This is a genomic window from endosymbiont of Euscepes postfasciatus (assembly GCF_004296535.1).
Taxonomy (GTDB): domain Bacteria; phylum Pseudomonadota; class Gammaproteobacteria; order Enterobacterales; family Enterobacteriaceae; genus Nardonella.
This window is the reverse complement of the sequence record NZ_AP018159.1, coordinates 98,954-112,593: the sequence shown is the minus strand read 5'-3', so window position 1 is coordinate 112,593 and position 13,640 is coordinate 98,954. Positions and strand designations below refer to the sequence as shown.

13 protein-coding genes and 4 tRNA genes are annotated in these 13,640 nt (G+C 15.7%); 13 read left to right on the top strand and 4 right to left on the bottom strand.

All coding sequences use genetic code 11. The features are described from left to right. The first annotated feature begins 115 nt into the window (after positions 1 to 115). The 5 genes from NAREPO1_RS00590 to NAREPO1_RS00570 are packed head-to-tail and all read left to right on the top strand — an operon-like array spanning position 116 to position 2,805. Positions 116 to 1,039 (top strand): RluA family pseudouridine synthase, encoded by a 924-nt coding sequence (locus NAREPO1_RS00590; RefSeq protein ID WP_130624076.1) that lies wholly within the window; start codon positions 116 to 118, stop codon positions 1,037 to 1,039. Between the two features lie 2 nt (positions 1,040 to 1,041). Then, complete coding sequence (gene rpmF / locus NAREPO1_RS00585) at positions 1,042 to 1,218, top strand: 50S ribosomal protein L32 (protein WP_130624075.1); 177 nt, start codon at positions 1,042 to 1,044, stop codon at positions 1,216 to 1,218. A 25-nt stretch (positions 1,219 to 1,243) separates the two neighbouring features. Beyond that, entirely contained in the window at positions 1,244 to 1,483 is a 240-nt protein-coding gene (locus NAREPO1_RS00580; RefSeq protein ID WP_130624074.1) for a phosphopantetheine-binding protein, read from the top strand. A gap of 19 nt (positions 1,484 to 1,502) precedes the next feature. Then, entirely contained in the window at positions 1,503 to 2,459 is a 957-nt protein-coding gene (locus NAREPO1_RS00575; RefSeq protein WP_130624073.1) for a DNA polymerase III subunit delta' C-terminal domain-containing protein, read from the top strand. Continuing rightward, on the top strand, positions 2,452 to 2,805 hold the full coding sequence (locus NAREPO1_RS00570) for an HIT domain-containing protein (RefSeq protein ID WP_130624072.1): 354 nt from the start codon (positions 2,452 to 2,454) through the stop codon (positions 2,803 to 2,805). Before NAREPO1_RS00575 ends, NAREPO1_RS00570 begins: the two co-directional genes overlap by 8 nt. Here NAREPO1_RS00570 and mnmA read toward each other — a convergent pair. After that, complete coding sequence (gene mnmA / locus NAREPO1_RS00565; protein WP_232616963.1) at positions 2,800 to 3,870, bottom strand: tRNA 2-thiouridine(34) synthase MnmA; 1,071 nt, start codon at positions 3,868 to 3,870, stop codon at positions 2,800 to 2,802. The genes NAREPO1_RS00570 and mnmA overlap by 6 nt on opposite strands. A 351-nt stretch (positions 3,871 to 4,221) precedes the next feature. Here mnmA and murJ point away from each other — a divergent pair, with 351 nt between their 5' ends. Further along, on the top strand, positions 4,222 to 5,766 hold the full coding sequence (gene murJ / locus NAREPO1_RS00560) for a murein biosynthesis integral membrane protein MurJ (RefSeq protein ID WP_130624070.1): 1,545 nt from the start codon (positions 4,222 to 4,224) through the stop codon (positions 5,764 to 5,766). Here murJ and argS read toward each other — a convergent pair. After that, complete coding sequence (gene argS, locus NAREPO1_RS00555; RefSeq protein ID WP_130624069.1) at positions 5,763 to 7,523, bottom strand: arginine--tRNA ligase; 1,761 nt, start codon at positions 7,521 to 7,523, stop codon at positions 5,763 to 5,765. The genes murJ and argS overlap by 4 nt on opposite strands. A gap of 9 nt (positions 7,524 to 7,532) precedes the next feature. Beyond that, complete coding sequence (locus tag NAREPO1_RS00550; protein ID WP_130624068.1) at positions 7,533 to 8,012, bottom strand: RNase H family protein; 480 nt, start codon at positions 8,010 to 8,012, stop codon at positions 7,533 to 7,535. A gap of 49 nt (positions 8,013 to 8,061) precedes the next feature. Here NAREPO1_RS00550 and dnaQ point away from each other — a divergent pair, with 49 nt between their 5' ends. The 7 genes from dnaQ (at position 8,062) to NAREPO1_RS00515 (ending at position 12,201) form a co-directional block, all read left to right on the top strand. After that, positions 8,062 to 8,757: a DNA polymerase III subunit epsilon gene (gene dnaQ, locus NAREPO1_RS00545; protein WP_130624067.1), complete on the top strand. Its 696-nt coding sequence runs from the start codon at positions 8,062 to 8,064 to the stop codon at positions 8,755 to 8,757. Positions 8,758 to 8,790: 33 nt separating this feature from the next. After that, a tRNA-Asp gene (locus tag NAREPO1_RS00540) sits at positions 8,791 to 8,864 on the top strand. Positions 8,865 to 8,923: 59 nt separating this feature from the next. After that, the gene (lon, locus tag NAREPO1_RS00535; RefSeq protein WP_130624066.1) at positions 8,924 to 11,263 is read left to right on the top strand and encodes an endopeptidase La; all 2,340 of its coding nucleotides are present in this window, start codon (positions 8,924 to 8,926) and stop codon (positions 11,261 to 11,263) included. 374 nt (positions 11,264 to 11,637) lie between these two features. Next, complete coding sequence (locus NAREPO1_RS01230; protein WP_232616962.1) at positions 11,638 to 11,919, top strand: phosphatase PAP2 family protein; 282 nt, start codon at positions 11,638 to 11,640, stop codon at positions 11,917 to 11,919. A 29-nt stretch (positions 11,920 to 11,948) separates the two neighbouring features. Next, a tRNA-Asn gene (locus NAREPO1_RS00525) sits at positions 11,949 to 12,020 on the top strand. Between the two features lie 18 nt (positions 12,021 to 12,038). Next, positions 12,039 to 12,112 (top strand) — tRNA-His (locus tag NAREPO1_RS00520). Between the two features lie 15 nt (positions 12,113 to 12,127). Continuing rightward, positions 12,128 to 12,201: transfer RNA gene (locus NAREPO1_RS00515), tRNA-Pro, on the top strand. 17 nt (positions 12,202 to 12,218) lie between these two features. Here the strand turns inward: NAREPO1_RS00515 and gltX are convergent. Further along, positions 12,219 to 13,610 carry a glutamate--tRNA ligase gene (gene gltX / locus NAREPO1_RS00510; RefSeq protein ID WP_130624065.1) on the bottom strand — a complete coding sequence of 464 codons (1,392 nt, stop codon included), beginning with the start codon at positions 13,608 to 13,610 and terminating at the stop codon, positions 12,219 to 12,221. Positions 13,611 to 13,640: the final 30 nt, after the last annotated feature.

The following is a 13,640-nucleotide window of genomic DNA, read 5'->3' as shown; positions in this document are numbered from 1 at the left end:
TTTTATGAAATTAAAAGGTAAGTATAAAAATATTGTTATATTTATTAATATAGAATATATTATCTATAAGATTTTTTATAAATTCAATAAAAATATTTCTTAATATTTATTAACAATGAAATTTTTTAATATTAAATATATAGATTTAAATAGAAGAATAGATAATTGGTTTTTTTCAAATTATAAAAATGTTCCTAAATCATTAATATATAAAATTATAAGAAAAGGTTATGTAAAAATAAATAATAGTATTGTAAAACCAGATTATAAATTACAAATTAATGATAAATTAGATATAATTTATAATTTATTTAATAAAAAAAAATATTCTTATATTAAATATAATGATAAAGAATTTATAAAAAATAAAATACTTTATGAAGATAAATATTTATTAATAATAAATAAACCTCATGGAATATCAGTTCATAATGGATTAAGTAATACATTTAATATAATTTCTTATATAAAATCAGTATATAATAATAATTATAATTTGGTTCATAGATTAGATAAAAATTCATCTGGAATATTAATAATATCTAAAAATTTATCTATTTTAAAAAAAATAAATTTTTTATTTAATGAAAATTCCATATTTAAAAAATATATAGCATTAGTATATGGAGCATGGAATATAAAAAATAATATAATTAGATTACCAATACATACTTTTATAGATAAAATAAGTAAAAAAAAAAAATCTATTATAAGTAATCATTTAGGTAAAAAATCTATAACTAAAATAAATGTAATAAAATATTTTAAAGATATGACTTTAATAGAAGCAATTCCTATAACTGGAAGAACTCATCAAATAAGAATTCATACAAGTTTTATTGGAAATCCAATAGTTATGGATAATATATATGGAAATAAAAATTATAATAAAATTGTTTTAAAATATGGATTAAAAAGAATGTTTTTACATTCAACTTACATAAAATTTATTCATCCAATATATAATAAAGTAATAGAAATTAATTCACCATTAGATAATAAATTATCTGATTTTATAAAAAAAATATCACAATTATAATTATGGCTGTTCAAAAAAGAAAAAAAACAAAATCAAAAATAGGTATGAGAAGATCTAATAAAAAGTATATTTTTAAAAATATATTAAAAAATATATATACTGGAGAATATCATATATATCATAGAATAACAAAAAATGGATTTTATAAAAATAAATTATTAAATTTAAAAAAAAAATAATAAACAAATCAATATTAAAAATTTAATGAATAAAATAGAACAAAAAATAAAAAATATTATATCAAATAAATTTAATATAACTCATGATAAATTAATTTTAATAAAATCTTTTAAAAAAGAATTAAATATAGATTCATTAGATATAATAGAAATAATTATGGATATAGAAGATGAATTTAATATAGTGATACCAGATGAATATGTAGATAAATTAGATAATTTCTATGAAATTAAAAATTATTTAAATAAAATTTTAAATAAATAAAATATATATATAATATTTTGTGAATATAAATTTTAATTTTTATAAAAATACATATAATAATATTATCTATGTAATTTCAAAATATAATATAAACTCTATTATATTGGTTTTAAATTCTAATTATGATGGATTAATTTTATTTAAAAAAATAGTTAAATGGTTCATATGTATTAATAAAAATAATAATACATATTGTAATTTATGTAATAATTGTTTAAAAAAAAATACAGATAATGTTAATAATAATTATATTATATTAAATTTAGATTACAAAAATGAATCAGAAATTTATAATTTATATAAATATATTTATCAATATAAAAAAATATTAATTTATATAAATACTTCAAATATAAATTTTAAATATTTAATTATTATATCTAAATATTTAAATAAAAAAAATATATTATTTATATTTAAAATATTAAAATTAGAAAATTTTAATTTATATATTTTAAATAAATCATATAAAATCTATATTAGTAATTTAGATAAAAAAAAAATATTTAATTTTTTAAAAAAAAAATTTTTTATAAATAAAATAGAAATGAAAATAATAAATAATTTAGAAAAAAAATCTATTTTTAATATATTTAATATAATAAAAAAATTTAAAAATAAAAGAAATGAATTATTTTATAATATCAATTTTTTTTTAAAAGAAAAGAAAATTGATAATTTATTTAATTTTTTTTTACAAAATAAAGAGGATTTTATATTAAAATTATTTATTCTTATAATTATAGATGTAATCTATTTTAAATTAAATATTAAATTAAAATTTAATAAAGATAAATTTAGGTTAATATATAAATTATCAAAAAAGATGAATATTGATTCTTTATTTATAATATTAAATAATTTTATTATTTATGATAAATATTATTTAGATATTAATTCTTATATAAAAAATAATATTTTATTATATAATATTTTATTATTAGATAAATATATATTTAAAACTAAAAATGATTAAAAATAATAATAATGATATTTTTTATAAAATAATTAATAGATTAATATATTCAGAAATAGTATTTCAAGATAAATTAATAACAATTTTTAAAGATAAATATCCATTAGCTCCTATACATTTACTGATAGTTACTAATAAAAAAATAAAAACTATAAATGATATTAATTATAAAGATAGAATTATAATAGGCCATTGTTTTTATATTGCTTCTAGAATTTCTAAATTATATAAAATATCAGAAACTGGTTATAGATTAATATCAAATTGTAATAAAGATGCTTGTCAAAAAATTTTTCATTTTCATATACATTTATTAGGTGGAAAATACTTAGGAGATATTTTATAAAATTTCTTTATGTATTATTCCACCTCCTATACAGTAATTATTAATATAAAAAACAACAGATTGTCCTGGAACAACTATTCCATTTAAATTATCAAAAATTATAATTAAATAATTTTTATTTATAATATATAATTTACAACTTATACAATTTATACTATATCTTATTTTAGCGGTAATTTTAATACTTAAAAAATTTGATTTAAAAAATATCCAATCTATATTTTTTACAATTAATCCTTTATATAAAAAGTTTAAATTTTTATTTTGTGATACATATAAAATATTTTTTTTACAATCTTTTTTTATTATATACCAAGGTTTTGAATTATAATTTTTTATACCACCTAAGTTTAATCCTTTTCTTTGTCCTATAGTATAATAATAATGTCCATCATGGTTTCCAATATATTTATTATCTAATGTTAATATTTTTCCATATTTTTTTTCTATGTATTTTGATATAAATTTTTTAAAATTTTTATTATTTATAAAACATATTCCAGTAGAACTTGGTTTATTATAATTAAATAATTTATTTTTTTTAGCTAATTTTCTTACATTATATTTTGTCATATCTCCTAAAGGAAATATACAATATTTTAATATTTTTTGATTTAATGAATATAAAAAATAACTCTGATCTTGATATAAATCTTTTGATTTTTTTAAAAAATATTTATTATTAATAAATTTTAATTTAACATAATGACCAGTAGATATATAGTCAAATTTTATACTTTTCATAAATTTTATTAATTTATTAAATTTAACATATTTATTACATAAAATATCTGGATTAGGAGTTTTGCCTTTTTTATATTCTTTTATAGTTTTTATAAATACCTTTTCCCAAAATTCTTTAGAAAAATCTAATATATGTAATTTTATTTTCAATATATTATTTGTTATATTTATAACATCTAATAAATCTTTTGAATTATTACATATGTTAAAATTCCAATTATTTATAAAAATAGCTTCTACTATATATTTTTGCTTTAGCAAATATGCTGAAACTGATGAATCAACTCCTCCAGACATTGCTATTAAAACTTTTTTACACATATTAATTTTAATAATTATAAGTTATAATAGACTTTATTATTTGATATAATTTAAATAAAAATATTTTTTTAAGATATAATATAATTATATAAAATAAATATTTTTTAATCATATATTAAAAAATTATTTTATAATAAATTTATAAAATAAATAATATTTTATTTTAAAAAAAAAAAATAAATATTTATTTAAATATATATATATAAATAATAATATATTATTAAGATAAATATATTTAAAAAAAATTAAATATTTTTTATTTTTATTTTATATCGTAAAAAAAAAATTTAATATTTTTTATATTTCAGTTTTTAAAAAATATTTTTTTAAAATTTAATAAATTATAATAATATGAATTTACTGAAACCCCTGATATATGTTAGTTTAGCTACTTTTATTTCTAAAATTTTAGGATTTATTAGGGATATAATTATAGCTAGAACTTTTGGTGCTACTGTAATGACAGATGCATTTTTTATTTCTTTTAAGTTAATTAATTTATTAAGAAGAATATTTGCTGAAGGTGTTTTTTTTCAAGTATTTATTCCTATTTTAATTAATTATAAAAAAAATTTTGATTTAGATTCTACAAAAAAATTTATTAGTTATGTATTAGGAATGTTAATAGTATCTTTATCAATAATAATTTTTTTAGGAATTGTATTTTCTCCAAATATATTAAAAATTACAGCTCCAGGATTTGTTAATACAGATTTTAAATTTTCATTAAGTACAAAAATATTAAGAATAACATTTCCTTTTATATTAATAATTTCATTATCATCTATATTTAGTGCAATATTAAATACATGGAACATGTTTTTTATTCCTGCATTTTCAGCTATCTTTCTTAATGGAAGTATGATATTTTTTACTATATTTTCAAATAAAATATCTAACCCTCCTGTTTTATCATTAGCATGGTCTGTTATAGTTGGAGGTATATTACAGATAATATATCAATTAATATACTTAAAAAATATAAATATGCTTATATTGCCTAAATTTACATTAAATGATAATGGAATATGGATTATGTTTAATAAAATGTGGCCTGTTTTAATAAGTATGTCTATACATCAAATGTCTATAATATTTAACACTATATTTACATCATTCTTATCATCAGGATCTGTATCATGGATGTATTATGCTGATAGAATAATGGAGTTTCCATCAGGAATTTTAGGAATAGCATTAAATACTATATTATTTCCTTCTTTATCTAGAAGCGTAACAAATAAAGATGAAGAAGAATATTCTAAATCATTAGATTGGGGGTTAAGATTATGTTTTATACTATCTATTCCAATATCATTTGCATTAATAATATTATCTAAACCTATAGTATTTTCTATGTTTCAATATGGAAAATTTTCTTATTTTGATGCGATTATGACTCAAAAAGCCTTAATAGCATATTCTATTGGTTTAATTGGTATTATATTAGTTAAAATATTAACTCCTAGTTTTTATTCTCATCAAGATACAAAAACTCCTTTAAAAGTTTCATTAATATCTTTTTTTGCAACTCAAATTTTAAACTTTATATTAATCGCAAAATTAGAACATATTGGATTATCATTATCTATGGGTATTACAGCATGTTTTAATTCAGCTTTATTATATTGGTATTTAATAAAAAAAGGATTATTTATTCCTAAAAATGGATGGAAACAATTTTTTAAAAAAATAATAATATCTGTATTTATTATGTCTTTATCTTTAATAATAATATTAGAATATATGCCTGATTGGGAAATAGGAGGAATTTTATCAAGATTATCTAGATTAATATTTATAATATTATTTGGATTCTTAATTTATATATTATCTTTATTATCATTAGGTTTTAGATTAAAAGATTTTTCATACACTTCAAAGTATAAAAATTAAATTTTCTTAGGAATTTTAATTCCTAAGAAATACAATCCAATTTTTATTATTTTAGATATCAATAATATTAAATTTAATGAATTATATTTATTTTTTTCTAATAATAAAAAATTATTGTTATGATAGTAATTAGTAAATTCTATTGATAATTCATATATATAATTACATAATATATTAAATGTACCATAATTTATAACAGTTTCTAAAATTTCCTCAAATCTTACTATTAATATAGATATATTTAACTCATTATTATTACTTATATTAATATTTGATTTTTTTATAAATTTTATTTTTGATAAATTTTTTATATTTATTTTATTAAAAATGGAATTTATTCTCATATATGAGTAATAAATATATATTAACTTATTATTATTTAATAAAAATATTTTATTCCAATCTATTATATAATCTGTTAATCTATTTTTTGACAAATCAAAATATTTTAAAGATCCTATTGCTATAATTTTAGAAATATTTTCCATTTCTTTTTTATTATCTAATAATAATTTATTTTTATTTATAATAAATTCTTTTGTTTTTTCTATATATTTATTTATTAATTTTATTAATTTTAAATTATTTTTATTTCTTGTTTTAAATGGTTGTTTATTATTATCTAATATCATCCCAAAACTATAATGATCAAATCTAACATTTTCATTTATATAATTTGCTTTTTTAGATATATGTAATGAGTATAATAAATGATCTTTCTGTCTTTTATCTATAAAATATATTATTCTGTCAGCAAATAAATATTTACATCTATATCTTATAGAAGCTATTTCAGTTATTGAATATAAATAAATTTTTTTTTTTCTAAGTACAACACTCATCATTTTCCCAAATTTATTTTTATAATTTCTTAATGGAGCTATAATAGATTTATTTTTTTTAATTGCTATTTTTTTATTTTTTAAATCTTTAATTATAAATGGTATGAATTTTTTATAAAAACTTTCCCCTAAAATATCATTATTGTTTAATTTTAAATCAAGTAATTTATAAATTTTATCATTATTTTTTGTAGATAAATTTATAATTGATTTCCATATTTTTACATATTTTTTGTTATTATCAATTAATTGTTTAAAGTAATAATTAGATTTAATTTTAAAATTTTTATCTGTATTAAATTTATTTTTAGAATTTATATATATTAATTCTAAATCTGAAATAGATAAATTAGATATTTTATTTTCTATATTTCTAATTTTTATTTCATTAATTATCATTCCAAAATTTATACCCCAATCTCCTATATGATTAATTTTTATAACATTATATCCTAAAAATTTTGATATTCTAAAAAATGAATCACCTAGTATAGAAGATCTTAAGTGACCAGCATGCATCTCTTTTGACATATTAGGAGATGAATAATCGATTACAATATTATTCTGATTTTTTTTTTTAGATATATTTAATCTTTTAGAAATTAATATTTTTTTTAATTCTTTTTCCATCCATTCTTTTTTTAAAAAAATATTTATAAAATTAAAATTTATTATATTTATTTCTTTAATAAAATTTATTTTTTTTAGTTCTAATTTTAAATTATTTATTATAAATAAATAATTATTTTTTTTATTAATTTTATCTTCTAAGTTTTTAATACCATATATTTGATAATCACCAAATTTTCTGTATTTTATAAATTTTATTTTTATAAGATTTATATTATAAATTATTTTTTTTTTTGCTAAAAAATTTTTTATAAAATCAAATAAAAATTTTTTTATATTTAACATAAATATTTTTTATAATTTATTATTATTTTTAATATACCACTTATCTATTTCTGTTGGATTTTTAGCTGCTTTTTTTGCTAAATTATCACATAAAATATTATTATAGTAAGAATTTTTTTTTATCCAATTCCATTTTATTATATATAGCTTAGATAAATTATATAATTTTATCCATAAATCTATATTTTTAATTTTTTTTTTTTTACATGATTTCCAATTATTATTTATCCATATAAAAATCCATTTTGTTATTCCATTTTTTAAATATAAACTATCAGTATAAATATTTATATTATTATTTTTTATATAAATATTTTTTAATGAAAATATAGCAGACATTAATTCCATTCTATTATTAGTTGTAAAATAATATCCTTTACTAATAAATATATTTTTACAATTATTATAATTTTTAATTATAATTCCATAACCACCAGGTCCTGGATTTATCAAACATGAACCATCTATAAATATATCGAAAATTTTCATTTTTTTTTATATAATTATTTATATATTTTATAATTAATTTTATATTACTATGAATGAAAAAAGAATAGTTTTAGATACTGAAACTACTGGAATAAATAAAAATGGTATATATTATATTAATCATAAAATAATAGAAATAGGAGCTGTTGTTATAATAAATAGAAAAATAACTAATAAAAAATTTCATTATTATTTAAATCCAAATAAAAAAATAAGTTATGATGCATATAAAGTTCATAAAATAAGTAATGATTTTTTAATTAATAAACCACTATTTAAAGACATATGTAATGAATTTATAAAATTTATATACGGATCAATATTAATAATACATAATGCAAAGTTTGATATAGATTTTATTAATTATGAATTAAAATTAATTAACCATAAAATAAAAAATATTTTAAATATATGTAAAGTTATAGATAGTTTAGATATTGCTAGAAAGAAATTTCCTGGAAAAAAAAATAGTTTAGAAGCTTTATGTGAAAGATTTAAAATAGATAAAAAAAATTTACATAGTGCTATAAATGATTCTAATATATTAGCTAAAATATTTTTACTATTAACAAGAGGACAAAAAAAAATAAGTTTTAAATTAAATAATAACAATAATAATAAAATATTAAAAAATAATATTAATAATGAAATAATTAAATATAAAATAACGTATGCTAATAATAAAGAAATAAAATGTCATAAAAATTTCTTGCAATATATTGAAAAAAAGTATAGATTAAAATAAAATATAATTTAATATTTTTCTAATTTAAAGTTTGGTGCGATAGTTCAGAAGGTTAGAATATCGGCCTGTCACGCCGAAGGTCACGGGTTCGAATCCCGTTCGCACCGTTTAAAATATTTAAAAGTAATTTAATTTTATAAAGATATATAATTAAACTTATTAAAAAATGGATGAAAAAAATAAAAATAAATATACTTTACCAATATTACCACTAAGAGATATAGTTATATATCCTAATATGTTAGTTCCATTATTTGTTGGAAGAGAAAAATCTATTAAATCTTTAAATAAAGCTATTAATAATGATAAAAAAATTATATTAGTAACGCAAAAATCATCTATAGAAGATTATCCTGCTGATAAAAATAATTTATATTCAACTGGAACAATGTCTAATATATTACAAATATTAAAATTACCAGATGGAACTATAAAAATACTAATAGAAGGAATTAGTAGAGTTTATATAGATGATTTAATTAATAATGGTGAACATATTGAAGCAAATGTAACAGAAGTAAATTCATATGAATCAAATTCTAAAGAATATAAAGTAATGATAAGAACTTTAATTAATCAATTTGAAACATATATCAAATTAAATAAAAAAATATCTCCAGAAATAATAGGTTCTATAAATAATATAGAAGATAAATCAAAAATAATAGATACTATAGCTTCAAATATACCTATAAAAGTAAAAGATAAACAATATATATTAGAAGAAATTAACTTAAATAAAAGATTAGAATTTTTAATAAAAAATATAGAATATGAAATTGAATTATTACATATAGAAAAAAAAATAAGAAATAGAATAAAAAAACAAATGGAAAAAGGTCAAAGAGAATATTATTTAAATGAACAAATAAAAGCTATTCAAAAAGAATTAGGAGAAATAAATAATACTCCAGATGAATATGAAATTATAAAAAATAAAATAAATTTATTAAAATCTTCTAAAGAAATAAAAAATAAATTAGAAAATGAATTAAATAAATTAAAAACTATGTCTTCTATTTCTGCAGAATCTACTGTAATTAGAAGTTATATTGATTGTATTTTATCTATACCATGGAAAACTAAAAGTAAAATTAAAAAAGATTTAAAATATGCAAAAAATATTTTAGATAATAATCATTATGGATTATATGAAGTTAAAGAAAGAATTTTAGAATATCTAGCAGTTCAAAATAGAAATAATAAAATATCTGGACCAATAATTTGTTTAATAGGTCCTCCTGGAGTTGGAAAAACTTCTTTAGGACATTCTATAGCAAAATCTACTGGAAGAAAATTTGAAAGAATATCTTTAGGAGGATTAAGAGATGAAGCTGAAATAAGAGGACATAGAAGAACATATATAGGATCTATGCCTGGAAAAATAATTCAAAAAATGTCAAAATGTGGAGTTATAAATCCATTAATATTATTAGACGAAATAGATAAAATGTCATCTGATATTAGAGGCGATCCATCTTCAGCATTGTTAGAAGTATTAGATACAGAACAAAATAAAAAATTTAATGATCACTATTTGGAAATAGATTATGATTTATCAAATGTAATGTTTATAGCAACAGCAAATTCTATGAATATATCTAAAACATTATTAGATAGAATGGAGATAATAAAAATAAGTGGATATTCAGAAGCAGAAAAGATTAATATAGTAAACAAATATATAATTCAAAAACAATTAAAATCAAATGCATTAAAAGCAAACGAAATTAATATATCAAATTCTGCAATTATATCAATAATAAGAAATTATACGAAAGAATCAGGATTAAGAAATTTAGAAAGAGAAATATCTAAAATTTTTAGAAAATGTGTAAAAAGAATTTTAATTAGTAATAGTAATAAACTAATTAAAATAACAAAAAATAATTTAAAAAAATTTTTAGGAATAAGTAAATTTGATTATAAAAAAGTAAAAGATAGTGATAATTTTATAGGAAAAGCTACAGGTTTAGCTTGGACAGAATTAGGAGGAGAAATATTATATATAGAATCATCTTTTGTACCAGGTAAAGGAAAATTAATATATACAGGATCTTTAGGAAAAGTTATGCAAGAATCTATAAAAATAGCATTAACTGTAATGAGATATATATTAAATAAAATTAATAAAAAATTTAATTATTATAATTATGATATACATGTTCATTCTCCAGAAGGAGCTATACCAAAAGATGGACCTAGTGCTGGTATAACAATTTGTACTTCATTAATATCTGCATTTACTAATATTTCTATAAAATCAGATATTGCAATGACAGGAGAAATTACATTACAAGGGGATGTATTACCTATTGGTGGATTAAAAGAAAAATTATTAGCAGCAAAAAGAGGCGGAATAAAAAAAGTTATTATACCTTATAAAAATTTAAAAAATTTATATAGTTTTGATAAAAATATAATATCTAATTTAGATATATTACCAGTAAAAAATATAAAAGATGTTATAAGTAATTCATTTACTAAAGATATATTTAAAACTTAATAAAAATAATATGATTTTAAAAAATAAAACGCTCTTTTTAATTTTTATTATATTTTATATTATAAATATTTTAGTTATAAGTATACTTTTTTTTATTATAAATTTATTTAATAAAAATTTTATTTATAATATTTTTTTTTTATATTTTTAATTATATATTTTTATTATTTATATATATAATAAATATATTTTATTTTAAAAAATATTTAAATAAAAAAAATTTTATTTTTTTTATATATAAAATAATTTTAATAAATATAATAGAACATTTTTTAAAAATTTTTATAAGAAATATTTTCAAAATAAAAAGACCTAGTGAAAATAATATTTTATATATAAAAAAAAATATTTTTTATTTTAAAAATATAATTTTTTTGAATAAAATATTTAATTTTATAAATAAAAAAATTTTATTTAAAAATAATAATTATTCCTTTCCATCAGGTCATACATTATTATTTTATAATATATTATTTAATTTTATATATTATAAAAATTTATTAAATATAAATATTATAGTTATATTTATATTAAATTTTATAATAATATTTTTATTAATTTTTAGAGTTATATTTAAAATTCATTATTTAACTGATATACTATTTAGTATTATTATAAATTTTATAATAAATATTATAATATTTTATATATTTTAAAATTAATATTTATTTTATAAATAAAAAAATCCTCTGTAGTTCAGTGGTAGAACGATGGACTGTTAATCCATGTGTCACTGGTTCGAATCCAGTCGGAGGAGATTATATATTATTTTATGGTGATTGTAGCTCAATTGGAAAGAGCTTTGGATTGTGATTCCAAAGGTTATGGGTTCAAGTCCCATCAATCACCCCTTACAAATTTTATCGGTGAGTAGCGCAGTCTGGTAGCGCAACTGGTTTGGGACCAGTTGGTCAGAGGTTCAAATCCTCTCTCGCCGATTTTATTATTATTTTATTTATTTAATAATATTTATTTTATCTAATCTATTAATAGATATATTTTTTCCTAATATATATATTATAATTGATATACTTGTTGTTTTTAATTTTCCAGATATTAATATTCTTATAATTTTATAAATATAATGTTTATATTCGATTGAATATTTATTTATTTCTTTACACAAAGATATATTTATATTATCTAAATTCCATTTATTAATAAAAAAAATATTATTTTTAATATTATTAATTGTATTAATAATATTAAAATTATTTATTGTTAAATTATTTTTTAATAAATTAATATTTAATTTTGGTTCTATATACAAAAAATCATTATTTTCTATAATTTCATTAAATGTAAAATATGAATTTCTAAATAATTTTAATATTCTAAAATCATTTTTAATTTTTATTTTTTTTAAATTAATAAATTTTCTAAAAAATTTATATATTTTATTTATATCTGTATAACATAAATAATTTTTATTTATTTGTAATACTTTTTTGTAATCAAAAGTTATTTGTGATTTATTTATTTTATATATATTAAAATTATTTATTATTTCTTTTTTAGAAAAAACATTTTTATTAATATTTTCAAAACAAGAATTACCTATACTTGATAGATAATGTATTATAGATTTAGATAAAATTCCATTATATTTAAAATATTTTAAATTCAAATTATTTTTTATTTTAGATATTTTATTCTTATTTTTGTCTAATATTATAGGTATATGTATATATTCTGGAACTTTATAATTCATTGCATTGAATATATTTATTTGTTTTGGTGTATTACTTATATGATCAGATCCTCTTATTATATGAGTTATTTTTGAATAAATATCATCTACAACAACACAAAAATTATATGTTGGTAATTTGTTTTCCCTTCTTATTATTAAATCATCTAATTCATTACTATTAAATTTTATTAATCCATATATTTTATCATTTAAAATTATTTCTGTATTTATAGGATTTTTAAATCTTATAACATGTAATTTATTTTTTAAATCATAACTTGAAAAATTTTTATATCTACAAAATTTATTATATTTTTTATATTTTTTATTTTTTTTAAATATTTTATTATTAATTTTACAAAAACATGGATATGCTAATTTAGATTCTAAAAGTTCATCTATTATTTTATTATATATATTTATTCTATCAGATTGTATTATAACTTTATTATCCCAATTTAAACCTAACCATTTCATATCTTTTATGATATTTTTTTTAAAAATTTTATTGGAATCATTAATATCTGTATCTTCTATTCTTAATAAGAATTTACCATTATTTTTTTTTGCAAATATCCATGAATATAATGCTATTCTTATATTTCCTATATGTAAATATCCATTAGGACTTGGAGCAAATCTTGTTATTATCATTTTATATTTTTTTTTTAATTTAAAATAATA

Coding starts and splice junctions, on each gene's coding strand:
- lon (WP_130624066.1), top strand. CDS start 8,924: ATGGATGAAAAAAATAAAAATAAATATACTTTACCAATATTACCACTA.
- NAREPO1_RS00590 (WP_130624076.1), top strand. CDS start 116: ATGAAATTTTTTAATATTAAATATATAGATTTAAATAGAAGAATAGAT.
- murJ (WP_130624070.1), top strand. CDS start 4,222: ATGAATTTACTGAAACCCCTGATATATGTTAGTTTAGCTACTTTTATT.
- NAREPO1_RS00570 (WP_130624072.1), top strand. CDS start 2,452: ATGATTAAAAATAATAATAATGATATTTTTTATAAAATAATTAATAGA.
- gltX (WP_130624065.1), bottom strand. CDS start 13,610: ATGATAATAACAAGATTTGCTCCAAGTCCTAATGGATATTTACATATA.
- NAREPO1_RS00550 (WP_130624068.1), bottom strand. CDS start 8,012: ATGAAAATTTTCGATATATTTATAGATGGTTCATGTTTGATAAATCCA.
- argS (WP_130624069.1), bottom strand. CDS start 7,523: ATGTTAAATATAAAAAAATTTTTATTTGATTTTATAAAAAATTTTTTA.
- rpmF (WP_130624075.1), top strand. CDS start 1,042: ATGGCTGTTCAAAAAAGAAAAAAAACAAAATCAAAAATAGGTATGAGA.
- dnaQ (WP_130624067.1), top strand. CDS start 8,062: ATGAATGAAAAAAGAATAGTTTTAGATACTGAAACTACTGGAATAAAT.
- NAREPO1_RS00580 (WP_130624074.1), top strand. CDS start 1,244: ATGAATAAAATAGAACAAAAAATAAAAAATATTATATCAAATAAATTT.
- mnmA (WP_232616963.1), bottom strand. CDS start 3,870: ATGTGTAAAAAAGTTTTAATAGCAATGTCTGGAGGAGTTGATTCATCA.